General features: G+C 73.3%; 23 protein-coding genes. 6 read left to right on the top strand and 17 right to left on the bottom strand.

Features of this window, described 5'->3' with window-relative positions; all coding sequences use genetic code 11:
- Positions 1–490: sigma-70 family RNA polymerase sigma factor (locus ACY34I_RS11245; protein ID WP_462754611.1), on the top strand; the 490-nt coding region annotated here is incomplete at its 5' end.
- Between the two features lie 69 nt (positions 491–559).
- On the opposite strand, the gene ACY34I_RS11240 is transcribed toward ACY34I_RS11245, so the two are convergent.
- From ACY34I_RS11240 to ACY34I_RS11230, 3 genes are read right to left on the bottom strand one after another with little or no spacing between them, the layout of a single operon-like run.
- Positions 560–3115 carry a bifunctional acetate--CoA ligase family protein/GNAT family N-acetyltransferase gene (locus ACY34I_RS11240; RefSeq protein ID WP_462754610.1) on the bottom strand — a complete coding sequence of 852 codons (2556 nt, stop codon included), beginning with the start codon at positions 3113–3115 and terminating at the stop codon, positions 560–562.
- 25 nt (positions 3116–3140) lie between these two features.
- Positions 3141–4322 (bottom strand): acetoin utilization protein AcuC, encoded by a 1182-nt coding sequence (locus ACY34I_RS11235; protein ID WP_462754608.1) that lies wholly within the window; start codon positions 4320–4322, stop codon positions 3141–3143.
- A 47-nt stretch (positions 4323–4369) separates the two neighbouring features.
- The gene (locus tag ACY34I_RS11230) at positions 4370–5227 is read right to left on the bottom strand and encodes a sulfurtransferase (protein ID WP_462754607.1); all 858 of its coding nucleotides are present in this window, start codon (positions 5225–5227) and stop codon (positions 4370–4372) included.
- Positions 5228–5325: 98 nt separating this feature from the next.
- On the opposite strand from ACY34I_RS11230, the gene ACY34I_RS11225 reads away from it, so the two are divergent.
- Positions 5326–6012, top strand: a complete 687-nt coding sequence (locus ACY34I_RS11225; RefSeq protein WP_148795383.1) for a metal-dependent transcriptional regulator — start codon at positions 5326–5328, stop codon at positions 6010–6012.
- Between the two features lie 33 nt (positions 6013–6045).
- On the opposite strand, the gene ACY34I_RS11220 is transcribed toward ACY34I_RS11225, so the two are convergent.
- The 4 genes from ACY34I_RS11220 to ACY34I_RS11205 form a co-directional block, all read right to left on the bottom strand.
- A complete protein-coding gene (locus ACY34I_RS11220) occupies positions 6046–6600 on the bottom strand; it encodes a YdgH/BhsA/McbA family protein (protein WP_462754605.1) in 555 nt (184 codons plus the stop codon).
- Between the two features lie 77 nt (positions 6601–6677).
- Positions 6678–6920: a DUF5522 domain-containing protein gene (locus tag ACY34I_RS11215; RefSeq protein WP_462754603.1), complete on the bottom strand. Its 243-nt coding sequence runs from the start codon at positions 6918–6920 to the stop codon at positions 6678–6680.
- A 135-nt stretch (positions 6921–7055) separates the two neighbouring features.
- On the bottom strand, positions 7056–8033 hold the full coding sequence (locus ACY34I_RS11210) for an asparaginase domain-containing protein (protein WP_462754601.1): 978 nt from the start codon (positions 8031–8033) through the stop codon (positions 7056–7058).
- Positions 8033–8341, bottom strand: coding sequence for a hypothetical protein (locus tag ACY34I_RS11205; protein WP_462754599.1), 309 nt, complete (start codon positions 8339–8341; stop codon positions 8033–8035). Before ACY34I_RS11205 ends, ACY34I_RS11210 begins: the two co-directional genes overlap by 1 nt.
- Before the next feature lie 204 nt (positions 8342–8545).
- On the opposite strand from ACY34I_RS11205, the gene ACY34I_RS11200 reads away from it, so the two are divergent.
- A complete protein-coding gene (locus ACY34I_RS11200; protein WP_462754597.1) occupies positions 8546–9805 on the top strand; it encodes an MFS transporter in 1260 nt (419 codons plus the stop codon).
- Positions 9806–9829: 24 nt separating this feature from the next.
- On the opposite strand, the gene ACY34I_RS11195 is transcribed toward ACY34I_RS11200, so the two are convergent.
- Together ACY34I_RS11195 and ACY34I_RS11190 are read right to left on the bottom strand one after the other, a co-directional pair.
- Positions 9830–10642 (bottom strand): hypothetical protein, encoded by an 813-nt coding sequence (locus ACY34I_RS11195; RefSeq protein WP_462754595.1) that lies wholly within the window; start codon positions 10640–10642, stop codon positions 9830–9832.
- A gap of 8 nt (positions 10643–10650) precedes the next feature.
- A complete protein-coding gene (locus ACY34I_RS11190) occupies positions 10651–11667 on the bottom strand; it encodes a GlxA family transcriptional regulator (RefSeq protein WP_462754593.1) in 1017 nt (338 codons plus the stop codon).
- An 83-nt stretch (positions 11668–11750) separates the two neighbouring features.
- Here ACY34I_RS11190 and ACY34I_RS11185 point away from each other — a divergent pair, with 83 nt between their 5' ends.
- Positions 11751–12206: a DUF6010 family protein gene (locus tag ACY34I_RS11185; protein ID WP_462754592.1), complete on the top strand. Its 456-nt coding sequence runs from the start codon at positions 11751–11753 to the stop codon at positions 12204–12206.
- Here ACY34I_RS11185 and ACY34I_RS11180 read toward each other — a convergent pair.
- The 4 genes from ACY34I_RS11180 to nrdR all read right to left on the bottom strand — a co-directional run bounded on the left by ACY34I_RS11180 (position 12190) and on the right by nrdR (position 17702).
- A complete protein-coding gene (locus ACY34I_RS11180; RefSeq protein WP_462754590.1) occupies positions 12190–13125 on the bottom strand; it encodes a DUF2332 domain-containing protein in 936 nt (311 codons plus the stop codon). The genes ACY34I_RS11185 and ACY34I_RS11180 overlap by 17 nt on opposite strands.
- Positions 13122–13850 (bottom strand): nucleotidyltransferase domain-containing protein, encoded by a 729-nt coding sequence (locus ACY34I_RS11175; protein WP_462754589.1) that lies wholly within the window; start codon positions 13848–13850, stop codon positions 13122–13124. The genes ACY34I_RS11180 and ACY34I_RS11175 overlap by 4 nt, the downstream gene beginning before the upstream one ends.
- A gap of 436 nt (positions 13851–14286) precedes the next feature.
- Entirely contained in the window at positions 14287–17139 is a 2853-nt protein-coding gene (locus ACY34I_RS11170) for a vitamin B12-dependent ribonucleotide reductase (protein ID WP_462754588.1), read from the bottom strand.
- Positions 17140–17207: 68 nt separating this feature from the next.
- Entirely contained in the window at positions 17208–17702 is a 495-nt protein-coding gene (nrdR, locus tag ACY34I_RS11165) for a transcriptional regulator NrdR (RefSeq protein WP_148795410.1), read from the bottom strand.
- A gap of 559 nt (positions 17703–18261) precedes the next feature.
- Between nrdR and lexA the strand changes: the two genes are divergently transcribed.
- Complete coding sequence (gene lexA, locus ACY34I_RS11160; protein WP_148795412.1) at positions 18262–19047, top strand: transcriptional repressor LexA; 786 nt, start codon at positions 18262–18264, stop codon at positions 19045–19047.
- A 45-nt stretch (positions 19048–19092) separates the two neighbouring features.
- Here the strand turns inward: lexA and ACY34I_RS11155 are convergent, their stop codons facing one another.
- Positions 19093–20739, bottom strand: a complete 1647-nt coding sequence (locus ACY34I_RS11155; RefSeq protein ID WP_462754587.1) for a hypothetical protein — start codon at positions 20737–20739, stop codon at positions 19093–19095.
- Positions 20740–20789: 50 nt separating this feature from the next.
- The gene (hflX, locus tag ACY34I_RS11150; RefSeq protein WP_462754586.1) at positions 20790–22253 is read right to left on the bottom strand and encodes a GTPase HflX; all 1464 of its coding nucleotides are present in this window, start codon (positions 22251–22253) and stop codon (positions 20790–20792) included.
- A gap of 194 nt (positions 22254–22447) precedes the next feature.
- On the opposite strand from hflX, the gene ACY34I_RS11145 reads away from it, so the two are divergent.
- Positions 22448–23920: a malic enzyme-like NAD(P)-binding protein gene (locus tag ACY34I_RS11145; RefSeq protein WP_462754584.1), complete on the top strand. Its 1473-nt coding sequence runs from the start codon at positions 22448–22450 to the stop codon at positions 23918–23920.
- Between the two features lie 103 nt (positions 23921–24023).
- Here ACY34I_RS11145 and dapF read toward each other — a convergent pair whose 3' ends face one another.
- Positions 24024–24869 carry a diaminopimelate epimerase gene (gene dapF, locus ACY34I_RS11140; protein WP_462754583.1) on the bottom strand — a complete coding sequence of 282 codons (846 nt, stop codon included), beginning with the start codon at positions 24867–24869 and terminating at the stop codon, positions 24024–24026.
- Between the two features lie 7 nt (positions 24870–24876).
- Positions 24877–25788, bottom strand: coding sequence for a tRNA (adenosine(37)-N6)-dimethylallyltransferase MiaA (gene miaA / locus ACY34I_RS11135; protein WP_462754581.1), 912 nt, complete (start codon positions 25786–25788; stop codon positions 24877–24879).
- Between the last annotated feature and the right edge of the window lie 101 nt (positions 25789–25889).

The raw sequence follows: 25889 nt of genomic DNA, 5'->3' as shown, positions 1-25889 counted from the left end.
CATCCCGGTGCACATGGTCGAGCAGGTCAACCGGATGGTCCGGGTCCGCCGCGAGCTGTCCGTCACGCTGGGCCGGGAACCCACCGTCGCCGAGGTGGCGAAGGCGCTGGAGATCCCCGAGTTCCAGGTGATCGAGCTGATCTCGTACGACCGGGAGCCGGTGAGCCTGGACCAGGCGGTCGGCGACGACGGCGAGAGCGCGCTCGGTGACTTCGTCGCCGCGGTGGACCCACGCGAGGAGCCGGGCGACGCGGCCGCCAACGGCGAGCTGCGCAACGAGGTACGGATCGTGCTGGCCACCCTCTCCCAGCGGGAGCAGGCGGTGATCCGGCTCCGGTTCGGCCTGGACGACGGCCGGCAGCGCACCCTCGACGAGGTGGGCCGCGAGTTCGGTCTGTCCCGGGAGCGGATCCGGCAGATCGAGAAGGTCACCCTGCTGAAGCTGCGCGCCCCGGAGCGGGCCAACCGCCTGGAGGCGTACGCCTGCTGAGCAGGCCCGCCCCACTGGAGGCCCCGGCGGTTCGCCGGGGCCTCCAGTGCTTGAACCTGAGGCCCTTCCTCACAGCCGGCGGGGGCCGGTGTCCGGGCGCGGCGCCTCGAGGCCGGTACGGACGGTGGCGTGCAGCACGGAGATGCCGCCCGGCCGGGCCAGCACCGGGTTGAGGGTCAGCGAGCGCACCCGGGGCTGCTCGTCGGCGAGCCGCCCGACCCGCAGCAGCAGGTCGACCAGGGCCGCCCGGTCCACCGGCACGCCGCCCCGGTGTCCGCGCAGCAGCGGCGCCGCCCGGGGCTCGTCGACCAGCTCGGCGGCGTCCCGGTCGGTCAGCGGCACCGCGCGCCAGGCCCGGTCGCCGAGCAGCTCGGTCGCCACCCCACCCAGCCCGAAGCCGACCACCGGACCGAACGCCGGATCCTCCACCAGCTCCACCACACACGCCACCCCGGGCGGGACCATCGGCTGGACCAGGACGTCCGCGCCGAAGGCCGGGGCCATCTCGGCGTACGCGCGGCGCAGCGCGGCCGGGTCGGCCAGGTCGAGGCGGACCGCGCCGAGGTCCAGGCGGTGCCGCAGCCCCGGGGCGGCGGCCTTGAGCGCGACCGGGTAGCCGAGGCGCTCGGCCGCCGCCAGGGCCTCGTCGGCCGAGCGCGCCGGCACCGACCCCACCACGTCGATCCCGTACGCCCCGAGCAGCGCAGCCGCATCCGCGCCGTCGACCCGCAGCGCGGCCTGCCCGGCGGCCCGGTCGACGCGGTCCAGCTCGGGCAGCACCCCGGGCGGGCGGCGCAGCCAGTCGGCGTACGTGCTGACCCGGGCGAGCGCCCGGACCGCCTCCTCCACGCTCGGGTACGCCGGCACCCCGGCCGGCACCCGGCCGGCGAGGAAGGTCGCCACCACCGGCTTGCCGACGGTCGCCGCGTCGGGCAGCGCCGCGGTGAAGTCGGCCTCCGGGTCGGTGAGCTGGCCGGGCAGCGGCGGCGCGAAGACGGCCACCACGGCGTCCACCCGCTCGTCGGCGGCGGAGGCGGCGAGCGCGGCCGCGTACTCGGCGGCGCCGGCCCGGGGGCCGACGTCGTACGGGTAGCCGTCGGCCACGGTGAGGCCCTGGGCGGCGCACGCGGTGGCGGCCAGCCCGGTCAGCGCCGAGGAGTTGCCGACCACGGCGACCCGCCGGCCGGCCGGCAGCGGCTGGTGGGCCAGGAGCACGCCGACGTCGAGCAGCTCGGCGACGGTGTCCACGCGGATCACCCCGGACTGGGCGAAGAGCGCGCTGACGGCGGCGGCGTCCAGCGCCGGCCCGTCGCCGAGCCCGGGCGGGCGGGCCAGCGAGGCGAGCGCCACGATCGGCTTGCTCCGGCCGATCCGCCGGGCCAGCCGGGCAAACTTGCGCGGGTTGCCGAAGGTCTCCAGGTAGAGCGCGATGACGTCGGTGCCGGGGTCGTCCTGCCAGTACTGGAGCAGGTCGTTGCCGGAGACGTCGGCCCGGTTGCCGGCGGAGACGAAGCTGGACAGGCCCAGCCCGCGCCGGGACGCCTCGGCCAGCAGGGCCACCCCGAACGCGCCGGACTGGCTGAAGACGCCCACCCGTCCGGGGGCCGGCAGCACCGGGGCGAGCGTGGCGTTGAGGCGTACCGCCGGGTCGGTGCTGGCGACGCCGAGACAGTTCGGGCCGACCACCCGCATGCCGGCCAGGTGGGCGGCGCGGACCAGGGCACGCTGGGCGGCCGCGCCCGCCGGGCCGGACTCGGCGAAGCCGGCCGAGATCACCACGAGGCCGTGCGCGCCGGCCTTCGCGGCATCCGCGACCACCTCGGTCACCGCCTCCGGGGCCACCGCCACCACCGCCAGGTCCACGTCGAGCCCGGCGTCGGCCGCCGACGGATACGCGGGCAGCCCCGCCACGGTCGCCGCCGTCGGGTGCACCGGGACGATCGCGCCGGTGAAGCCGCCGTCGCGCAGGTGCCCGAGCAGGGCCGCGCCGACGCCCTGCCCGGTGGTGCTGGCGCCGTAGACGGCGATGCCGCGCGGGGCGAGCAGCCGAGCGATCGAGCGGGCCTCGGTGCGGTGCTCCCGGCCGCGCTGCACCTCCAGGGTCGCCTCGGTGGGGGCGATCGGGAAGCTCAGGTGCACCACGCCGTCGGCGTACTGGCGCTGGACCTGGTAGCCGAAGTCGGAGAAGACCCGCAGCATCGCCCCGTTGGCCGGGAGCACCTCGGCGACGAAGTGCACGATGCCGAACCGGCGGCCCGCGTCGGCCAGGTGCTCCAGCAGCACCGAGCCGATCCCCCGGCCCTGGTACGCGTCCTCCACCACGAAGGCCACCTCGGCCTCCGGCGACCCCGGGCCGAGCCGCTCGTACCGGCCGACGGCGACGATACGGCCGCCGGCCAGCACCACGAACGCCTCCCGGTCGCGGTGGTCGACGTTGACGAAGCGTTGCAGGTCCCGCTCGGGGATACGCGGATACGGCGAGAAGTAGCGCAGATAGCGGGTGCGCTCGGAGAAGCGCGAGTGCATCCCCACGATCCCCGGGCCGTCGTCCGGACGGATCTGTCGCAGCTGGACGGTCGTGCCGTCGCTGAGCAGCACGTCCGCCGGTTGCTCGACTGTGGTCACCGCTCGGTCCTCCCCCAACCGCCGGTCAGTCGCGTGGATCGTGCGGATCGAGCCCGAACAGCGGGAAGACCGCCCGGCGACTGGCTGCGATCGCCCGGTCCACCGCGTTCGGCTCGCCGTTCGGCTGCCACGGCTCGTACGCCGGGTCGGCGTCGTCGGTCATCCGCAGCGGCACCTCGCGGCCGGGCCGCCGCTTCGCCGCCAACTCCCGCCACGCCGGCGGGGTGAGCGTGGCCGGGTCGAGGGGCTCCCCGGTGGCCACGGCCAGCAGGTGCGTCCACGCCCGGGGCACCACCTCGACCAGCGCGTACCCGCCGCCGCCGAAGGCCACCCAGCGGCCGTCGCACAGCTCGTCGGCGAGCGCCCGCAACGCCAGGTAGGTGGCCCGCTGCCCGTCGACCGAGAGCCGCAGGTCGGCCAGCGGGTCGAGCCGGTGACCGTCGGCCCCGCACTGGGCGACCAGGAGCTGGGGCCGGAACGCCCGCAGCACCGACGGCACGATGGCGTGGAAGGCGCGCTGCCAGGCCGCGTCCCCGACGCCCGGCGGCAGCGGCACGTTGACCGCGGTGCCCTCCGCACCCGGCCCGCCGGTCTCGTCGGGGAAGCCCGTGCCCGGGAAGAGCGCGAGCGGCGTCTCGTGCAGGCTGACCGTGAGCACCCGCGGGTCGCGGTAGAAGATCTCCTGCACCCCGTCGCCGTGGTGCACGTCCACGTCCACGTACGCGATCCGCTCCGCGCCCAGGTCGAGCAGGCGGGCGATGGCCACCGCCGGGTCGTTGTAGACGCAGAACCCGGCGGCCCGGTCCGGCATGGCGTGGTGCAGTCCGCCGGCCACGTTGACCGCCCGGCGGGCCTCCCCGCGCCACACCGCCTCGGCGGCGGCCACGCTCGCCCCGGCGACCAGCGCGCTCGACTCGTGCATGCCGTCGAAGACGGGATTGTCCGAGGTGCCGAGCCCGAAGCCGGCGAAGAGCGGGTCGCGCGGGGCGGCCCGCACGGCGTCGAGGTAGCGGGGGTCGTGCACCCGGCTCAGCAGCTCGTCGTCGGCCGGCTCCGGCTTGACCAACCGGACCCCGGGCCGGTCCAGCACCCCGAGCTCACGGGCGAGCGCGATGGTCAACTCCACCCGGACCGGGTCGAGCGGATGATCACCCATGTCGTAGGCGAGCAGGGCCTCGTCCCACACCACCACCGTGTCGTCGGCCATGGGCTCATCGTCGCACGGGCGCCCGACCCCGCCCACCGCACGCACAGTCAGCGGCCGGACGGCCCGCCGGTGGCCACCGGACGGTCCGGGTCGGCCACCCAGTTGCTCCACGAGCCCACGTACAGGGCGGCGTCCGGTCGGCCGGCGAGGTGCAGCGCCAGCACCGCCTGCGCGGCGGTCACCCCCGAGCCGCAGTACGCCCCGACCGGCGCGCCCTCGGCGACCCCGGCGGCCGCGAACCGCTCACGCAGCGCCTCGGCGGCGGGGAAACGGCCGTCGGTGACGTACTCCGGGGCGGGCAGGTTCGCCGCGCCGGGCACATGCCCGGCGACCGGGTCGATCGGCTCGGTCTCGCCCCGGTAGCGCGGGGCGGCCCGCACGTCCAGCAGCACCCCGGTGTCCGCGGCGGCCAGCCGGGCCGCCTCCCCGGCGTCGAGCACGGGCAGCGCCCCCGGCACCACGGTGACGTCGCCCGGAGCCGGCTTCGGCGCCTCGGTGGAGACGGGCAGCCCGGCCGCGGCCCAGGCGGGGAAGCCCCCGTGCAGCACCCGCACCGCCCGGTGGCCCGCCCAGCGCAGCGTCCACCAGGCCCGGGCGGCGGACATGCCGTCGCCGCCGTCGTACACGACGACCGGGTGACCGGCGCGGACTCCGGCGGCCCGCAGCGCGGCCTGGAGCGCGGCGGGGTCGGGCAGCGGGTGCCGACCGGCCGCGCCCGGCCGGCCGCACAGCTCGGTGTCCAGGTCGATGAAGACCGCGCCCGGCAGGTGGCCGGCGGCGTAGTCGTCCCGGCCGGGCGGCCCGACGAGCCGCCACCGGACGTCGAGCAGGGTGGGCGGGTCGGCGCGGTCGAGCTCGGCGGCGAGCCGGTCGGGCTCGATCAGCAGGTCATCGGTTCCGGACATGCGGTCCAGTCAACACCATCCGGGCAGCGACCTCGCGGTTCGGCGTCGGCCGATCGTCGGTGGGTCCGGGTAACATCGATCACCGGGAGGCCGCTGACGTGAAGCATGACCTGGTCGACACGACCGAGATGTACCTGCGCACCATCCTCGAGCTCGAGGAGGAGGGGGTGCCGCCGCTGCGCGCCCGGATCGCGGAGCGGTTGAAGCAGAGCGGTCCCACCGTCAGCCAGACCGTCGCCCGGATGGAGCGGGATGGCCTGCTCACGGTCGAGGGCGACCGGCACCTGTCGCTCACGCCGCTGGGCCGCGGCACCGCGGTTTCGGTCATGCGCAAGCACCGGCTGGCCGAGCTGCTGCTGGTGAACGTGATCGGGATGCCCTACGAGGAGGCCCACGACGAGGCCTGCCGGTGGGAGCACGTGATGAGCGACGCGGTGGAGAAGCGGGTCTACGACCTGCTCAACCGCCCCACCCGCTCGCCGTACGGCAACCCGATCCCGGGCCTGGAGGAGCTGGGCGAGCCCGGCGAGCCGGAGACCGAGTCCGCGGAGACCGAGCGCAACCTCGCCTTCCCCGGCCTCGCCGGCCCTGTGGTGGTGCGGCGGATCTGCGAGAGCGTGCAGACCGACGCGGACGTGCTCCGGCAACTGCACGCGGCGGGCGTCGACCCGGGCGCCACGGTGACCGTGGCGCAGGAGCGCGACGGCGTCTCGATCGACCGCTCCGGCGACCGGGTCCGGCTGCCCCGCGAGGTGGCCTCCCGGGTGTTCGTCGCGGCCCGCTGACCCGCCGGTCAGGATCTTCGCCGACCCCGCCGGTCAGAGCCGGCGGGTGTCCACCGCCTTGGCCAGGTTGACCAGCTTGCCGGCCATCTTCTCCGCCTCCGCCGGATCCGTCCCCGGCGGGCTGGTCCAGCGGAGGGTGGCCAGCCGCCCCTCGGTGGCGAGCCAGCCCACCTCGGCCCCCGGCCCGGCCTTGCCCTTCTTCGGCAGCTTCTGCCGGTAGGCGATCTTCCCCAGCTTGCTGACCTTCGTGGCGCCCCGAGGCAGCACGTCCTGGGTGAAGCCTGACGTGTCGATCGACGTGTCGGTCACGCTGAGGGTCAACTCCGGCAGGAGGCTGCGCTCGGTGCGTACCACGCAGGTGTGGGTGTCGCCCTGCTCCACGGCGGCGGCCACGTCGAAGTGCGCCCCGGTGTGCTTGGCGATCACCTCGAAGTCGAGCAACCGGCACGCGCCACCCGAGGACGCCGCCGCCACCTCCACCGGCGCTTGCGCCGCCGGCGGCAGCGCCACCGGAGTGGCCTCCGCGGCACAGCCAGCGGTCAGCAGTACGGCCGAAGCGGCCAGCCAGGTCCGGGCGTGCACGCTCATCCCTTCACCCTCGCGGCGGGCTGCCCGCCGGATGTCCGTCGGACACCGTACGGGGTGCTCGCGTGAGAGGGAAGTCCTCAATCGACCACGTACGGGCAGTGCCGGCAGCCGCGCCCGCAGCAGGTGCCGCGCCGGGCGAGGAACCCGGCGGTGAGCACGAAGAGCCCGGTCTCCGGGTCCAGGTAGCCAGCCTCCCCGGCGGCCAGCGCGGCCGCGTGGGCGGCCAGGATCCGCTCCCGGTCGGGGTGATCGGGCGACAGCCGGGACGGGTGCGGCTCGGCCAACGGCCGGTTCGCCAGGGGTCGTCGCTCTCCGGTCACCGGGCGAGTCTACGGAGCCCGGCCCGGCCGCCTGCCCGGTCACCACCAGGCGCGCAACATCCGGGGAGTTGCTGTCTCCTCGTGCCGCGATCCAGCAACTTCCCTGATCGTGTGCGGATCTGGGAGCGCACCGGGTCACCCGTACCGGTGGAAGGCGTCCGCGACCTGGGCGCGGTCGGCGCCGGCGGCCAGCAGGAGCCGGAGCAGCACCTTCGCCTTGTACGGGTCGAGCAGCCCACCGCAGACCAGCCCCCGCCGGAGCAGGTCGGTCTCCGAGCCCACCGCCCCGTACGTGTGCCGCAGCACCGACCCGGCCCCGGTCCGGGAGGTGAGCACCACCGGCATCCGTTCCGCCAGCGCGCCGAGCGCCGGGGCGAAGTCCGGGGGCACGTGCCCCACCCCGAAACCGGCCACCACCAGCCCGTCGAGGTCGCGGGCGAGCGCGTCGAGCAGGGCCACGTCGTCGTCGAGGGTGACGGTGTGCAGCGCCACCCGGGTGGCGGCCAGCCGGTCGGCGTCCACCGGCGGCAGCGGGGCGCGCCGGGGCGGCCGGGTGAGCACGCGTACCTTGCCCTCGATGACGTGGCCGAGCGGGCCGGCGTTGGGCGAGGCGAAGGTGGCCGTACTGGTGCTGTGGGTCTTGCGGACGTGCCGCGCGGCGTGGATCTCGTCGTTGAACGCGACCAGCACGCCGAGGTCGCGCGCGGCCGGCGCGGCGGCGACCCGGGCGGCGGCGAGCAGGTTCGCCGGGCCGTCCGGGCCGGCGAGCGTGGGGTTGCGCATCGCGCCGGTGAGCACCAGCGGTGCCTCGTGCGGCCAGACCAGGTCGGCCAGGAAGGCGCTCTCCTCCAGGCTGTCGGTGCCCTGGGTGACCACCGCACCGGTCGCCCCGGCCACCACCGCCGCCCCGGCCGCCGCCACCAGGTCCAGGACCTGCCGGTACGTCAGCGCGGCGCTCGGCACCGCCTGCACGTCGTGCACGTCGAGCGGGATGTCGGCGAGCCCCGGTACGGCGGCGGTGAGCTCGGCCCCGGTGAGTCGGCTCACCACGCCCTGCCCCTTGGCCCCGGCCATGGCGATCGTGCCGCCGAGCGTGAACAGCGCCACCGTCATCAGGCCATCCTCCCGCCATCGACCGGGCCGGATGCGACGCGCGGCGCCGGCCGGGTGGCCAGGAGGAAGGCCTGCGGTCCCCGCTCGCGGAGGTGCTCCTCCGCCTTCCGGACCAGCGTGGCCTGCACAGTGAACCCGGCCTCGGCGAGCCGGTCCGGGGGCAGCCAGTGCACGTCGTACGAGACGGTGTGGCCCAGCATGCCCCGGTCGAGCGGGCCCTCCACCACCTCGGGGATCAGCCGGGCGTAGTCCACGGCGACGGTGTCGTACGCGGCTCGGGTCTCGGTCAGCCAGGTCGGTTCGGTCACGATCGGCAACCCTAGTCGCCGGCCGGATCCGTCCCCGTCCCGAACCGGGTCAGGTACGCGACGAACGGCTCCGGCCGCTCGACCACGCAGGCTCACCGCCTCGTCCGATGCGTCGGAAATAGCCGTGCCCGGCGGCCGGGCCGCGGGTTACCGTGCCCGGGCTGCGGCGACCGGCCGTGGCGGCACCGACGAACAGGCCGGACCGTGACCCAGCAACTCGCCCCAGCGGAGACCACCGCCACCCACACCTCGCTCTGGCGGAGCCGCAACTTCCTGCTGCTGTGGAGCGGCCAGACGGTCAGCGAGGTAGGCACCCGCGTCTCCGGGGTGGCCGTGCCGCTGCTGGCGACGGCCGTCCTCGACGCGAGCATCTTCCAGATCTCGCTGCTGACCGTCCTGGCCTGGCTGCCGTACCTGATCTTCTCGCTGCCCGCCGGGGTGCTGGCCGACCGGGTCGACCAGCGGCGGCTGATGATCGCCTGCGACCTGGGCCGGGCGGCGCTGCTGCTCTCGGTGCCGGTGGTCGCCCTGGTCGGCCAACTCACCCTGGCCTTCCTGTACGTCGTGGTCGGGCTCTCCGGCGTGCTGACCGTGGCCTTCACCGTGGCGTACCGGAGCCTGCTGCCTGCCCTGGTGTCGACCCACGATCTGACCTCGGCGAATGCGCGGCTGGAGGTGAGCGAGAACGTCGCCCAGTTGGCGGGGCCGAGCATCGGCGGTGCGCTCGTCGGGCTGCTCGGCGCGACCCGGACCTTCCTCGCCGACGGGCTGAGCTTCCTGGCCAGCGCCGTGACCCTGGTCCTGATCCGGCACCGGCCCGTTGCGACGGCGGCCGGGCGGGTCCCGCTCCGGGCGGCGCTGACCGAGGGCCTGGGCTTCATCCGCCGGCAGCGGATCCTCGCCCTGGTGCTCGCCTGCACGACGACCTCGAACTTCTTCGTCATGGCGTCCCACGCCATCGAGGTGCCGTTCCTGCTGCGTACCCTGCACGCCTCCCCCGCCACGATCGGGGTGCTCCTCGCCGTGGGCTCGGTGGGCGGGCTGCTCACCGGTGTGCTGGCCGGCCGGCTGACCGCGCTGATCGGCAGCGCCCGGACCATCTGGGTGTCGATGGCCGCGCCCGGCCCCTTCTACCTGCTGATGCCGCTGGCCCGGCCCGGCTGGGGCGCGCTGCTCTACGGGGGCGGCATGGCGGCGTTCTCGGCCAACGCGGTGCTGTTCAATGTGGCGGCCATGTCGTACCGGCAGCGGGTCACCCCAGCGCGGCTGCTGGGTCGGGTCAACGCGGCGTTCCTGTGGGTCTGCTACGGCGCGATCCCACTGGGCGCCCTGTTCGGCGGTGCGCTCGGCACCCGGCTCGGGCTGCGGCCGGCGCTGCTGGTCTGCGTGCTCGGCATGTGGAGCGCCGCGCTGTTCGTGGTCTGCTCGCCGCTGCGCCGGATGCGCGACTTCGCGCCGGCCTGAGGGCCCTGCCCATCCCCTGCCGCGCTAGCGCCACCTCAGTCTGGCGAGCTCCTGTTTGAACTGGGTCAGCGTGAACCTGCCGCCCTCTGTCGGCGTCAATCGCAGTGAATAGGTCGCGGCCCCGGCCTCCCACCAAACCGTCCAGGACCTCTTTGCGTCACCGGTGACGGTGCCTCGGCGCGAGCCGATCGCGACGGTCGTGATCGGGTCGGAGAGGCTCACGTCAGCGGTGGGTTGCGCGCTCAGGAGCAGCCCGGACCCCCGGGGGCCGTTGTAGCCCTGATGCCAGCCCGGGTCCGTCGACATCCAGTGTGAGGGATGCGGGCTCCACCGCTTGTCCGAGGACAGGTCCGGCAGATCACGCTCAAAGTAGGTCGGCGGCGGCTGCACGGTGGCGGGGTCGCGCAGCACCCGCTGGCCCAACGGCTTCCGCAGCGACACGACGAGGGGACGGGCGGAACCGGTGGCGCCGCAGTCGGCGGCGTCCACGACGCGAGCCGTCACCGTGACGACCACCTGAGTCTCGTCCTGCTCGCTGGCCGTCGCCTGCGGTTGCCAGGGCTCCTTGCACGGGGCGTCGCCGGGGCCGGCGTACACGGTGATGTCGGTGCCGTTGCGGGCGACCATCGCTGATGCCCAGGGCAGCACGGCAGTCGCGTCCGGCACTGCGGTGACGGCCGGGGATTGGGGCAGGGCCCGGTCGGTCGTCCGTTCGCTGAGCGAGCATCCGCTGGTCAGCGCCAGGGCAATGGTGACGGTCAGAGCGACAACGACGGCCGGCCGCCGAGTTGGTGGGGCGGAGGCCGTGCGCTCGCGGAACCGTTCGTTGCTCGTCATCGCCGCCTTCACCCGTCGTCGGAACGCGCGAAACCGGATCGTACGTAATCATCGGTCGCCGCTGTGGCCCTCGCCACGGCGCGCGGCTTCAGGGCAGAGGGCGGGAACGCGGCGCGGTAGGCGCGGGGCGGGACGCCGACGATCTGCCGGAAGGATTCGCGAAAGGCCGTCGGGGAGGTGAAGCCGACGAGCGAGCCGACCCGTTCCACCGGCTGGTCAGTGCGTTCCAGCAGCTGCTGGGCGCGGCGGATCCGCTGCCGGTTGAGCCACTGCACCGGTGTGGTGCCGGTCTGATCCCGGAAGTGCCGGCTGAGCGAGCGGGTGCTCATCGCGGCCCGCCCGGCGATGTCGGCCAGGGTGAGCGGGCGGTGCAGGTTGTCGGCCAGCCACCCGAGCAGCGGTTGCAGGCTGTGCCCGGCCGGCGCGGGCGGCTCGTACGCGATGAACTGTGCCTGGCCACCGGCACGCTCCAGGGGCATGACGCAGCTGCGCGCGGTGTCCGCGGCGACCGCGGCCCCGTGGTCGCCGCGCACGACGTGCAGGCACAGATCGAATCCGGCCGCCGCGCCGGCCGAGGTGAGCACCGGTCCGTCCGCGACGAACAGCACGTCGGGGTCGACGGTGACCGTGGGATGGCGGCGCGCCAGCTCGGCTGCGGCTGCCCAGTGGGTGGTGGCCCGCCGGCCGTCGAGCCGACCCGCGGCGGCCAACACGAAGGCGCCCGTGCAGATCGACACCAGCCGGGCCGGGGTGGCGGCGAGGGCGTCGAGGACCGCCGCGGGCAGCGCCGCGTCGAGGTCGGCCACCCCCGGCACGACGATGGTGTCGGCCTCGGCCAGCACCGACAGGTCGTACGGCGCCCTGATGCTGATCGCGCCGGCCCGCACCTCCGCCGTGCCGGCGCAGACGCGCACCTGGTAGGCCGGGCTGCCGTCGGCCCGGTGCGCCCGGCCGAACACCTCGACCGGCACGGACAGGTCGAACGGGACGACCCCGTCGTAGGCGAGGACCACCACCTGATGCATGCGTCCATCCTGGCGGGAATCCGTCGACGGTTGGCACGCCGGCCCCTGCCCGGCGCCTGGGCCGAGCCGCAGAATCGGGCACCATGACCATCCTCGTGCCAGTGCTCATCGGCCTTCTGTACGTGTGCCTCAACGCGTTCATCCGCGAGCCGCACCGCCGCACCGTCAACGCGATCATGGTGGGCGGGGCCGGTGCGGCGTACCTCAGCGGCGGCGGTCTCGGGTTCGGGGAGTTCCCCTTCGTCGTGCTGTTGACGTACGTGGCCTGGCGGGGCCTGACGTCGTGGACGTGGATCGGGATAGGCTGGCTGCTGCACACCGCCTGGGACGTGGTGCACCACCTGAAGGGGGCACCGATCATCCCGTTCCTGCCCGGCTCCTCGCACGGCTGCGCCATCTGCGACCCGGTCATCGCGCTCTGGGCCTTCACCGGCGGCCGGTCGGTGGCGGACCTGGTGCGACGGGTGCTGCCGTCTGCTTCGTCGGGTGACGCGACGGTCGGCAGCGCGGGCGTAGGTGGCGCTACCCGAACCAGGTGATCGCCTGGCCATGCCCGCGGGTCCAGGCGAGCGGCCGGCCGTCGAGCGCGAGGACGTTGTGATGTGCCTCGCTCGGCGGCTCCGGCAGCGCGGCGTAGCGCAGCACCTCCGGTGCCTCGTTCGCGATCCAGTGCCCGGGCAGCTCGCGTACCACCTCGGCGAACGCGTCGCGGCGGGGCTCCGGCACCAGGTACAGCACCGAGGTGTGGAACACCACCAGGGTCGCGTCGGGCGGCGCCTGCGCGGCCAGCGCCGGCAGGTCGTCCACCAGGTCGCCCCGGACCAGCAGCGGCGGGTCGGCCGCGGCGAGCCCCGCTGCGGCCCGCAACCGGGTACGGCGGTGGGTGTGCTCGGGCCAGATGAGCGCGTCCAGCCACGCCACGTCCGCCGGGTCGGTCACGTCAAGCGGGCGCAGGTCCAGGCCGGCCCGCCACACCACCTCGGGCCGGCGGGTCGGCGGCGCCATCCCGGTGGCCGCACAGTCGAGGACCGGCTCGCCCGCGCCGAGCAGGTGGTCGCCGTAGCGGTAGGCGTACCGGTCCGGGTAGAGACACAGGCCCGCGGACGCGCCGACCTCCAGCAACGCGAGCGGCTGCGGCAACGCGGCGAGCACCGGCAGCAGTACGGCGCACCGGCCGGCCTCGTTCGTCTGCGTCGACCGGATACGCATCTCCGCCGCGATCGCCGGCCAGTTCACCAGCGTGTGGGCGCGGAAGGCGGCCGGATCCTCGACCGGGCCGCCGAGGAGGCGGACCACGGCGAACAGCAGGTTCGGCTGCCGCTTGGCGGCGGGGAGGGTCTCCAGCAGGGCGAGCAGTTCGTCGTCGCGGGACACCGACCGGGCCAGCCGCTCGTACGCGGGTGACACGCCGTGTGCCTCGCGGGCGCCGAACCTCTCGTAGGTGGCGGCGGTGCTCATCGCCTCTCCCTTCGTGCCCCGGCGACGGTCCGCCGGGCGTCCCGCCATGCGATCAGGGCGGTGCGGAGCCGGGGCGAGGAGACGCGCTCACCCCGGCGCCGCGCGGCCAACTGGTCGATCAGCCAGGCCGGGGCGTCGGCCTGCTGGACGGCTGCGGTCTTGGTGAGCAGTTCGCCGGCGCCGAGGGCGTGGCGTCCGCGGGCCATCGAGGTGAGACCGAGGTCGGCGATGAGGGGATCCCACCACAGCCACGGACGCCGGGCGGCCCAGGCCCAGTAGCCGGTGAGTTCGGCCCGGGCGGCGGCGCGTACGTCGTCGGCGGTCATCGGTGGGAAGACGTCGCGGGGCGCGGGGCCGAAGATCGCGTACCCGTGCCGCACCAGCTCCGCTCTGGTGATCCCGGAGAGGATGCGCTGGACGAGCTGGCCGTGGGTCCAGGTCGGGTGCCGCACCGGGACGGCGGCGATCGCCGCGGCGTCGACGTAGACGCAGCCCAGGTTGAGGCCCTCGCCGGCGCCGGCGTCGAGGCGGCGGTGCAGCTCGACGAGCGCGGCCTGCCGGGCTTCGTCGACCGGGCCGTCGACCAGCGCGACCAGGTCGAGGTCGCTGACGCCGGGGAGGTAGTCGCCGGTCGCCAGCGATCCGGCGACCAGCAGCCCGCTGACCCAGCCGAGCGCCGCGAGTTCCCTGCCGAACTCCTGGACGACCGGAGGTGAGGTCACCATGGCGGCAGTCTATGAAGCTTGCCCGTCGCAAGCCTGATCGGGATGACGGTCTGGGACGCCGACGAGGTGGACGAGTGGGCCCGGCACAACCGCCCACCCCGCCCGACGGATGGTGACGAGGAGCGCTGACGATTCAGCGGACGACCAGGCGTAGCGGCAACGACTCAAGGTCGGCTACAGCTCGACCGGCGCCTGGCAGAACGAGGGTGTGGGGACCTTCTCCCCCAGGCACTACAAGCTTGATTGCGTAGACGATTCATCGACGTGGACGGCAGCAACGGGTCCCAGCTGAATCGTTTACGACATCAAGTTCGTAGCGTGCGTACCACCATCGGTCAGGCCGCCGGGCTGAGCAGGGCAAGGAGACCCGACACTGACCGTAGAAACGCCGCGAGCGCGGCAGGAAGCCCCTGCCGCGCTCGCGAAACGGTGAACGTCAGCTGCAGCCGCTGGTGGAGCCGCAGCCCTCGCAGACGTAGCAGCTACCGGCCGGCCGCATCTTCGTACCGCAGGTGAAGCAGAGCGGCGCGTCGGCGGCCTTGCCGATCACGGCCTCCAGCAGCTCGGTGCTGGAGCCCACCGACGGCGCCGGCTTGACGGCGGCGACGTCCGCGACCTCCTGCTTCGGCTGGACGACCGCCTTCGGCTCGGGCGCCGCGACCGGGGCGGAGGCGGCCATCGCGGTGAGGTCCGCACCGTTCGCCTCCGCCTCCGCCTCGGCCTGGAGCTGGGCGGCCCGCTCCTTGGCGGTGAAGATGCCCAGCTCCGCGCGGCGCTCGTACGGCAGGAAGTCCAGGGCCAGGCGACGGAAGATGTAGTCCATCACCGAGGCCGCCATCCGCACGTCCGGGTCGTCGGTCATGCCGGCCGGCTCGAAGCGCATGTTGGTGAACTTGCTGACGTACGTCTCCAGCGGGACGCCGTACTGGAGACCGATGGAGATGGCCACCGAGAAGGCGTCCATCACGCCGGCCAGGGTCGAGCCCTGCTTCGACATCTTGAGGAAGACCTCACCGAGGCCGTCGTCCGGGTACGACGAGGCGGTGAGGTAGCCCTCGGCGCCGCCGACCGAGAAGGAGATCGTCTCCGACGGGCGCTTCTTCGGCAGCCGCTTGCGCACCGGCCGGTACTCGACGACCTTCTCCACTACCTTCTCGACCTCGGCGGCCGGGGTCTCGGCGGCGGCCTTGTTCGACTTGGCCACCGAGAGGGGCTGGCCCACCTTGCAGTTGTCCCGGTAGATCGCCAGCGCCTTGAGGCCGAGCTTCCAGCCCTCGAAGTAGATCTTCTCGACGTCCTCGACGGTCGCCTGCTCGGGCATGTTGACCGTCTTGGAGATGGCGCCGGAGACGAACGGCTGGATCGCCGCCATCATCCGCACGTGGCCCATCGGGGCGATGGACCGCTCACCCATCGCGCAGTCGAAGACCGGGTAGTGCTCCGGCTTGAGGCCCGGGGCGTCCACCACGTGGCCGTGGTCGGCGATGTGCTCGACGATCGCCTCGACCTGCTCCTCGGGGTAGCCGAGGCTGCGCAGGGCACGCGGCACGGTCTGGTTGACGATCTGCATCGAGCCGCCGCCGACCAGCTTCTTGAACTTGACCAGCGCCAGGTCCGGCTCCACGCCGGTCGTGTCGCAGTCCATCATGAAGCCGATGGTGCCGGTCGGCGCGAGGACGCTGGCCTGCGAGTTGCGCCAGCCGTTCTTGTCGCCGACCTTGTTGCCGAGCGTCCACTGCTTGGTGGCCTCGCGCTGGATGGCGGTGGCCACGGTGCCGGTCGGCTTGATGGCGTCGTTCGCGGCGGCGTGCTTGCGCATGACCCGCTTGTGCGGCTCCGCGTTGCGGGCGTAGCCGTCGTACGGGCCGACGACGCCGGCCAGCTCGGCGGAGCGGCGGTAGGCGGTGCCCGTCATCAGCGAGGTGATCGCCGCGGCGACCTCCCGGCCCTGCTCCGAGTCGTACGGCAGGCCGGAGGCCATCAGCAGTGCGCCGAGGTTGGCGTAGCCGATGCCGAGCTGCCGGTAGGCGCGGCTGGTCTCGCCGATCTTCTCGGTCGGGAAGTCGGCGAAGCAGATCGAGATGTCCATCGCGGTGATGACGAACTCGACCGACTTGACGAACTTCTCCACCTCGAAGCTGCCGTCGGCGCGCATGAACTTCATCAGGTTCAGCGACGCCAGGTTGCACGAGGAGTTGTCCAGGTGCAGATACTCCGAGCACGGGTTCGACGCGGTGATCCGCCCGGTCTCCGGGCAGGTGTGCCAGTCGTTGATGGTGTCGTCGTACTGCAGGCCGGGGTCGGCGCACTCCCAGGCCGCCTGGGAGATGCTGCGGAACAGCTTCTTGGCGTCGATCGTCTCGATGGTCTGCCCGTCGAGCCGGCCGCGCAGGTCGAAGCCGCCGCCGTTCTCCACCGCAGTCATGAACTCGTCGGAGACCCGGACCGAGTTGTTGGCGTTCTGGTACTGCACGCTGACGATGTCGGCGCCGCCCAGGTCCATGTCGAAGCCGGCGTCCCGCAGCGCGCGGATCTTGTCCTCCTCGCGCGCCTTGGTGACCACGAACTCCTGGATGTCCGGGTGGTCGACGTCGAGGATCACCATCTTGGCCGCGCGCCGGGTGGCTCCGCCGGACTTGATGGTGCCGGCGGAGGCGTCCGCGCCGCGCATGAAGCTGACCGGGCCGGAGGCGTTGCCGCCGGAGGAGAGCAGCTCCCGGGAGGAGCGGATCCGGGACAGGTTGACGCCGGAGCCGGAGCCGCCCTTGAAGATCAGCCCCTCCTCCTTGTACCAGTCGAGGATCGAGTCCATCGAGTCGTCGACGGCCAGGATGAAGCACGCGCTGACCTGCTGCGGCGACGGCGTGCCCACGTTGAACCAGACCGGCGAGTTGAAGCTGAACACCTGGTGCAGCAGCATCCAGGTCAGCTCGTGCGCGAACACCTCCGCGTCAGCCGGGGTGGCGAAGTAGCCGTACTCCTCACCGGCGGTCCGGTAGGTGCCGACCACCCGGTCGATCAGCTGCTTGAGCGACCACTCCCGCTCCGGGGTCCCCACCGCGCCCCGGAAGTATTTGGTGGTCACGATGTTGGCCGCGTTGACGGACCAGGACTCGGGGAACTCCACCCCGCGCTGCTCGAAGTTGATCGAGCCGTCCCGCCAGTTCGTCATCACGACGTCGCGGCGCTCCCAGGTGACCTCGTCGTAGGGATGCACCCCCTCGGTCGTCCAGACGCGCTCGATCTTCAGCCCTGTCCCGGCCTTGTTCCGTGACTTGCTGGTCGTCACGTCGCCCCCCTCGTCTGCGCGCGGTCACCCACCGCGCGTCCCCAAATCTGTCTGAAATCCGAAAAGAATCAGCTGGTCCGGCCGGCGGCCTCGACCGGCTCGTCGCCGGCCCGGGCCCGCGCGGCGGCGCGCAGCGTCTCGATCTCGCGCTCGAAGTCGGCGAGCGAGTCGAACGACCGGTAGACGCTGGCGAACCGCAGGTAGGCCACCTCGTCCAGGTCGCGCAGCGGGCCCAGGATGGCCAGCCCGACCTCGTGGCTGGGGATCTCAGCGGCCCCCTTGGCCCGCACGGTCTCCTCGACCTTCTGCGCCAGCAGCGCGATGGAGTCGTCGTCGACCGGCCGGCCCTGGCACGCCTTGCGCACCCCGCCGATGATCTTGATGCGGCTGAACGGCTCGGTCACCCCACTGCGCTTGACCACCGCGAGCACCGCCTCCTCGACGGTGGTGAACCGCTTGCCGCACTCCGGGCAGGCCCGCCGCCGCCGGATGAGCTGGCCGTCGTCGGCCTCCCGCGAGTCGACCACTCGAGAGTCGGCGTGCCGGCAGTACGGACACCGCATCGCCTGACCTCCTTCATCGACCGTGGGCGCACCGACCGGCTCCCGGGCACGCGCCACCGCGGCGAGGCCATCGTCGGATGGCTGACGCCGGGTTGACGGTACGGGAGTGCGTTCGGTAGTGGAACCCAACCTGTAGGCGACTTACGCCCGTGTGACTACTACATCTAGGGGTCGACCGTATGCCGTCGCCCTAGCGAGGTCAAGTTGGCACGCGTGTCGCGCGCGTCATCAGAATCACTCACCCGTCCCGCCCTTCCCAGGTCGCTGAAAACCCAACGGCCGACACCTCGGAGGGTTACCGCCAGCCCCCGATTGGTCGCGTTCCGTTGGAACACGCGTTCGAGAGCGACGTACCATTTACCAGAACAGGCGTTCGGAAATCCAGGATTTCACCGCGACACGCCGATAACAGGTCGTACAGATGTTTGAAAATGGCTGATCTCACCTATACGGTCAACAACGACCGGACACGGCGTGTCGCGTCGATCCGGTCGGCAGCACCACCCGAGCACGCACCACGAGCCGCCAAGGCACCCAGCGCCGACCAGGGAGGACGGACGTGACCGAGGACCGGGCCAGCCGGCAGAAGAACCCGCAGCCGATCGACGGGGCGGGTCCGCCGGCGACCCGTCGACCCCGCGCCGCGCGCAGTCGGGCCGCGCAGCCCGCCGTGCGCCCGGTCACGCCGGTGGTCAGCAGCTTCCCCGACCCGACGACGGTCGACCTGACCGCCCGGCAGCGCCGGATCCTGGAGTTCATCCGCACCTGGGTGGAGCGCCACGGCTACCCGCCGAGCGTGCGCGAGATCGGCGAGGCGGTCGGCCTGGTCTCCCCGTCCAGCGTCGCCTACCAGCTCAAGGAGCTGGAGAAGAAGGGGTTCCTGCGCCGCGACCCCAACCGGCCGCGCGCGGTGGACGTCCGCGCTCCCGGCGACGTGCTCGACGACGAGGCGGCCCGCGCGCAGCGGCCCGCCCCGGCGTACGTGCCGATGCTGGGCCGGATCGCCGCCGGTGGCCCGATCCTCGCCGAGCAGGCGGTGGAGGACATCTTCCCCCTACCCCGCGAGCTGGTCGGCGAGGGCGAGGTCTTCATGCTTCAGGTCAAGGGCGACTCGATGCTCGACGCCGCGATCTGCGACGGCGACTGGGTGGTGGTGCGGCAGCAGCCCACCGCCGAGGCCGGCGACATCGTGGCGGCCATGCTCGACGGCGAGGCGACCGTGAAGACCTACCGGCGCCGCGACGGGCACGTCTGGCTGATGCCGCAGAATCCGGCCTTCGACCCGATCCCCGGTGACGACGCCACCATCATGGGTCGCGTGGTCGCGGTGCTGCGCCGGATCTGACCACGGAGCGGGTGACCGCCGACTGCGGCGGTCACCCGTGCCAGGTCAGTAGCGGTCGCCCCCGTATTCCCGGCCACCGCCGGAGACCGGCCCGTACTGGCCCCGCTCGTCGTAGCCCCCGTGGCCCCGACCGTTGCGCGGGTCCCGGTAGTCGGGCTCGCCTCGGGGCGGCTCGGCACGCCCGCCGCCGTACCCGCGCCCGCCCTGGGGGCCGCCGCCGTAGCCGCCGCCACCCTGCGGCGGGCGGCCGTACACGCCGCCGCCCTGCTGCGGACCACCACCGTAAACGCCACCGCCCTGCGGGCGGCCACCGCCCCGCTGGCCGCCGCCATAGACGCCGCCACCACGACCACCGCCGCCCTCCGAGGGACGGCCACCGCCGTACACGCCGCCGCCCGCCGGTCGGCCCGGAGCACCGTTCGCCGGGCCGCCCTCGTAGCCGCCGCCCTGGGCGCCGCCGCCGTAGCCGCCGCCGTTGTTGGCGCCCCCGCCGTAGACCCCGCCGCGCGCGGTGTCGGGTCGGTTGCCGTTCGCCGGGAACTCGTCGCCGAGTTCGTCGGAAGGCTCCTCGGCCGGCGCGGGCTTGCGGCGCGCGCGCAGGATGCCGAAGATCCCGGCGCCGACCAGCAACGCGCCGATCACGCCGACCGCCGCGATCAGGTAGGTGATCTGGTCCAGGGTCAGCCCGTCGATCCAGGACTTCTCGGCGGCCGGCTTGGTCACCTCCTTGCCGGCGTTCGGCAGCGCCTCCACACCGGTGGTCGACGGGGTGTAGCTGAGGATGTCGACCGGATCCGAGGCCTCGAGGTTGCCGGCGTCGGAGACGGTGACGAAGAGCTTGCCGTCCGGGGTGTAGGAGATGGCCTCGCCGAACGGGTCGGCGAGCGGGGTGACCCTCGGCTTGCCGGTGGTCAGCGCCGCGACGATGTTGCCACCGGTCACGTCGAACTCGAAGGCGTCCGCATAGGTACGCAGGACAACCTTGGTGCCGTCGGGCGAGCGGGCGGCGCCGGTGACGAGCAACCGGCCCGGCGAGCCCAACTTGTTGTCCGTGTTGGTCTTGGGAAGGCTGACCTCGCCGACCTTCTTCATCGGCACCGGGGGGGTGTCGCCGTTCTTGAGCTTCGCCGTCGGGGTGAAGATCTCCGACTTGCCGGAGGTCTCCTTGGTGATGATCAACGGCAGATTGTCATCCCCGATCAGCAGCGCCTCGGCGTCGTGCGGCTCGTTGCCCGGGTACGACAGGCGGTGCAGGACCGGCTTCTTGGACCCGTTGAGCGGCATGCTCCAGACGGCGACCCGCTCCCGGCGGGTCTTGCTGGTGATGTTGTCGCCGGTGTCGGCGATCCACAGCGTGTCCCCGTCCGGGCTGAGGGCCAGGTCCTCGGTGTCGGCCGGCCCGTCGCCCGAGTAGCGGACCGGGTCCTTTGAGATCTTGCACTTCGCGTCGAGGTAGAAGACCCGCTTGAGGCTCTCCTGGTCGCTGCCGTCGTTGATCACCACGTAGCCGGTGCTGGTGGCGACGAGGCCGGACAGCTCCCGCAGTCGCTTGTCCTCGATCGTGCACTTCTTCTTCGGAGCCGCGGCCAGCGCGGGGGCCGCGGCGGGAGCCGCCAGGGCCAGCCCGGCCGGCGCCACGACCGCGCCGACGAGGCTCAGCGCGATCGTGACCGAGGAGACAGCATGCCGCATGGCGCCAAGTGTCGCACGGCCCGGGTTACGGGCGGGTGACGCCGGACGGCTCACCCGGCGACCGCGACCCGCTCCCCGCTGGCGAGCCGGTCCCCCGCCCGGTACGGCACCAGCTCGGCGGCGAGCGCCTCGCTGACCCGTACGTGCAGCAGCGTGCCCTCGGGCAGGTGGGAGGTGCTCAACACCTCGCCGTGCCGGTGCAGCCGGGCCACCAGGTCACCCCGGTCGTACGGGAGCACCGCGCGGACCTCGACCGCCGGACGCGGCAGCCGCTGCTCAATCGCCTCGCGCAGCCCGTCGATCCCGCCCCCGGTGTGGGCGGAGACCAGGACCGCGTCCGGCCAGATCCGCTTGAGCCGCAGCAGGGTCTCCTCGTCGGCGGCGTCGGTCTTGTTGACCACCAGCAGCTCGGGCAGCCGGTCGGCGCCCACCTCGGCGAGCACCTCGCGGACCGCCCGCACCTGCTCCTCCGGGTCCGGGTGGGTGCCGTCGACCACGTGCACCACCAGGTCGGCGTCGGCGACCTCCTCCAGGGTCGAGCGGAACGCCTCGACGATCTGGTGCGGCAGGTGCCGGACGAACCCGACCGTGTCGGAGAGGGTGTAGAGCCGGCCGTCGGCGGTCTCGGCCCGGCGGGTGGTCGGGTCCAGGGTGGCGAACAGCGCGTTCTCCACCAGCACGCCCGCGCCGGTGAGCCGGTTGAGCAGGCTGGACTTGCCGGCGTTGGTGTAGCCGGCGATGGCCACCGCGGGCACCGCGTTGCGCGCGCGCCGGGCCCGCTTGGTCTGGCGTACCGTCGTCATGCTCTTGATCTCCCGGCGCAGCCGGGCGATCCGGTGCCGGATCCGGCGCCGGTCGGTCTCGAGCTTGGTCTCACCGGGGCCGCGCAGGCCCACGCCGCCGCCGGCGCCGCCGCCGCGACCGCTACCACCGGTCTGGCGGGACAGCGTCTCACCCCAACCGCGCAGTCGCGGCAGCAGGTATTCCAGCTGGGCCAGCTCGACCTGGGCCTTACCCTCGCGGCTCTTGGCGTGCTGGGCGAAGATGTCGAGGATCAGCGCCGTCCGGTCCACGACCTTGACCTTGGTGCGCTGCTCCAGGTTGCGCAGCTGCGACGGGGACAGTTCACCGTCGCAGATCACCGTGTCGGCGCCGGTGGAGAGCACCACCGCGCCCAGGTCGTCGACCTTGCCCCGACCGATGTAGGTGGCCGGGTCGGGCCGGTTGCGGCGCTGGATCAGCCCCTCGAGCACCTGCGAGCCGGCCGTCTCGGCCAGCGCCGCCAGCTCGGTGAGGCTGTTCTCCGCGTCCTCCTGGGTCCCCTCGGTCCAGACGCCCACCAGGACGACCCGCTCCAGCCGCAGCTGGCGGTATTCGACCTCGGTGATGTCGGTGAGCTCGGTGGAGAGGCCGGGGACCCGCCGCAGCGCCTGCCGCTCCGACAGCTCGAACTCGCCGGTGGTGGCGTCGAGCTCGTCGTCCTCGAAGGGTACGTAGGTCTCCTGCTCTCGCAAACTGCGTCTCCTGTCCGTTCTGTCCATTGCCGGGGGATTTCCGGCGCGTACGAGCAATCCTGACATGTGGCAACGCCCGATGCACCTGCTATATGCCCGTGGTCGTACCCACTAGTAGCGGGGCCGGCTGCCGGCCGACCTCGGCGAGCGAGTAGAAATGCCTGGCGAACCGCAGTAATGACGGAGGAGTTTTCGTGGCCATCAGCCGACTGCCGAGTGCCGGATTCTCGATCACGATCCGGATCGCGGTACCCGCCGACGCCTCCTCCATCGGCCGACTGACCACCGCGGCGGGCGAGGCCGGTGCCATCGTCACCGCACTCGACGTGGTCGACTCCGACCCGGCGCACGTGATCGTCGACCTCACCTGCGACACCGCCGACGCCAGCCACGCCGACCAGGTGGTCAAGACGCTGACCGCGCTGGAGGGGGTGGACGTCCGCAAGGTCTCCGACCGGACGTTCCTGCTGCACCTCGGCGGCAAGATCGAGGTCAGCTCGAAGGTGGCGCTGCGCACCCGCGACGAGCTGTCCCGCGCGTACACCCCGGGGGTGGCCCGGGTCTGCCAGGCGATCGCCGAGAACCCGGCCGACGCCCGCCGGCTCACCATCAAGCGCAACACGGTCGCCGTGGTCAGCGACGGCTCGGCCGTGCTCGGCCTGGGCAACCTCGGGCCGGCCGCCTCGCTGCCGGTAATGGAGGGCAAGGCGGCACTGTTCAAGCGCTTCGGCGGGGTGGACGCCTGGCCGGTGGTGCTGGACACCCAGGACACCGACGAGATCGTGTCGATCGTCAAGGCGATCGCGCCCGCGTACGGCGGGATCAACCTGGAGGACATCGCCGCGCCGCGCTGCTTCGAGATCGAGGCCCGGCTGCGCGAGGCGCTGGACATCCCAGTCTTCCACGACGACCAGCACGGCACCGCGATCTGCGTGCTGGCCGCGCTGACCAACGCGCTGCGCGTCGTGGGCAAGCAGCTCGCGGACGTGCGGGTGGTCGTCTCCGGCGCCGGCGCGGCCGGCACCGCGATCATGAAGCTGCTGCTGCGGCAGGGCGTGGGCGACATCATCGCGTACGACCGGCAGGGCGCCCTGCACCGCGGACAGACCGGTCTCAACCCGGCCTGGCAGTGGCTGGCCGACCACACCAACAAGGACAACTACGCGGGCGACCTGCGCGGGGCGGTCCGGGGTGCCGACGTGTTCATCGGGGTCAGCGCGCCGAACCTGCTCACCGGCGACGACATCGCCACCATGGCCAAGGACGCGATCGTGTTCGCGCTGGCCAACCCGGACCCGGAGGTGGACCCGCGGGAGGCGCGCAAGCACGCCGCGGTGGTGGCGACCGGCCGCTCCGACCAGCCGAACCAGATCAACAACGTGCTCGCCTTCCCGGGCGTCTTCCGGGGCATGCTGGACGCCCACGCGGAGGAGTTCACCGAGGAGATGGCGATCGCGGCGGCCCGGGCCATCGCGGACGTGGTCGGCGAGGACAAGATCAATCCGACGGTGATCGTGCCCAGCGTCTTCGACGCCCGGGTCGCCCCGGCCGTGGCGGCCGCGGTCCGCGCCGCCGCGCAGAACCCCGGCGCCACGCCGCCCCCGGCCGCCGACCCGGGTCCCGCCGACCTCCCCGAGATCGCCGCCGAGGCCAGCGCCACCCCCTAACCCCCGCCGGCACCCCCGGCCAGCCCGGTGATCATGAAGTTAGCCGCGCCGAAAGCGACAAATCATGCGGCTAACTTCATGATCAACACGGCAAGGGCGCGGGTCAGGGGCGCAGGGTGGGGAGGGTGACCTCGCCGGTGGCGATCAGGACGGCGGGGCCGGAGAGCCAGCAGGAGTCGTCGGTCACCGTCACGGTGAGGCGGCCGCCCGGGACGTCCACCGTCATGGTGCCGGTGTCCCGGCCGGCGTCCCGCAGGGCCACCGCGGCCACCGCGCACGCCCCGGTGCCGCAGGAGAGCGTCTCGGCGGAGCCGCGCTCGTAGACCCGCATCCGCACGTGCCCGTCGGTGCCGTCCACCGGCTCACCCGGGGCGGTGAACTCGACGTTCACCCCGGCGGGGAAGACCGCCGGATCCACGTCGGGCGCCCGGGTGAGGTCAAGGCCCGCCAACTCCAGCCCGGCGGGCAGGGCGCAGACCAGGTGCGGGTTGCCCACGTCCACCGCCGCGCCGGTGAGGGTCAGCCCGCCCAGGGTGGCGGTGGCCGTGTCGTACACCCGGGGCCGGCGCATCTCGACGGCGATGGCCTCCCCCTCGATTCGGGCGTGCACGACGCCGGCCCGGGTGGCCACCGGCAGCGCCGCACCCGACGGGGTGGCCAGCCCGGTCTCCAGCAGGTAGCGCACGAAGACCCGGGCGCCGTTGCCACACATCTCGGCGAACGAGCCGTCGGAGTTCCAGTAGTCCATGAACCACTCGGCCTCGCCGGCCAGGGCGGCACCCTCCGGGTGCTTGGCGGCCCGCACCACGCGCAGCACGCCGTCCCCGCCGATCCCGCGCCGCCGGTCGCACAGCGCGGCGACCAGACCCGGCGTCAGGTCGAGCGCCCCGTCCGGGTCGGGCAGGATGACGAAGTCGTTGCCGGTGCCGTGGCCCTTGGTGAACTGCACGCCCCCATCATTCCCGATGCTCGGCGACCACCCGCAGCGCAGTGTCGAGAAACGAAGGCGAGGCCGAGTCCAGCCAGTGGATCCGCGGGTCGCGCCGGAACCAGGAGCGCTGCCGCCGCACGAACCGGCGGGTGGCCCGGATGGTCTCGGCGTGCGCCTCGGCCTCGGTCAGCTCCCCGGCCAGGAACCGCAGCACCTGCTGGTAGCCGAGCGCCCGGCTGGCCGTACGCCCCTCGGGCAGGCCACGGCCGACCAGCGTCCGCGTCTCGGCGACCAGGCCGTCGGCCCACATCCGGTCCACCCGCAGCGCGATCCGCTCGTCCAGCAGCGCGGTGTCCAGGTCCACGCCGAGCTGCACCGACGGGTAGAACGGCGTGGGCTCGGGCAGCGAAGCGGTGAACGGCGCCCCGGTCAGCTCGATCACCTCGAGCGCCCGGACGATCCGCCGCCCGTTGGTCGGCAGGATGCCGGCCGCCGCCCCCGGGTCGGCCGCCTGCAGCCGCGCGTACAGCGGGGCCTGGCCGGACGCGGCCAGCTCCGCCTCCAGTCGCTCCCGCACCGCCGGGTCGGTGCCGGGGAACTCGAACTGCTCCAGCACCGCCCGCACATAGAGGCCGGAGCCGCCGACCAGCAGCGGCACCCTCCCCCGGGCCAGGATGTCGTCGACCGCCGCGCGGGCCAGCCGCTGGTACTCGGCGACGCTGGCCGGCTCGGTCACCTCCCAGATGTCGAGCAGGTGGTGCGGCACGCCGTCCCGCTCGGCCGGGGTCAGCTTGGCGGTGCCGATGTCCATGCCCCGATAGAGCTGCATCGAGTCGGCGTTGACCACCTCGCCGCCGAGGGCGTGGGCGAGGGCGATGCTCAGCGCCGACTTCCCGGCCGCGGTCGGACCGACCACGGCCACCACCGTCGCACTCACCGGGCCTGCCTTCCGTTCGCGACTGCGGGGCTCGCCAGCTCACTCCTCGCGCTCACCCGGTCTGCCTTCCGTTCGCGACTGCGGGGCTCGCAAGCTCACTC

The organism is Micromonospora sp. RTBAU3-60 (genome assembly GCF_054963695.1).
Note: the sequence above shows the minus strand (reverse complement) of the source record. Positions and strands in the feature narration are given on the sequence as shown.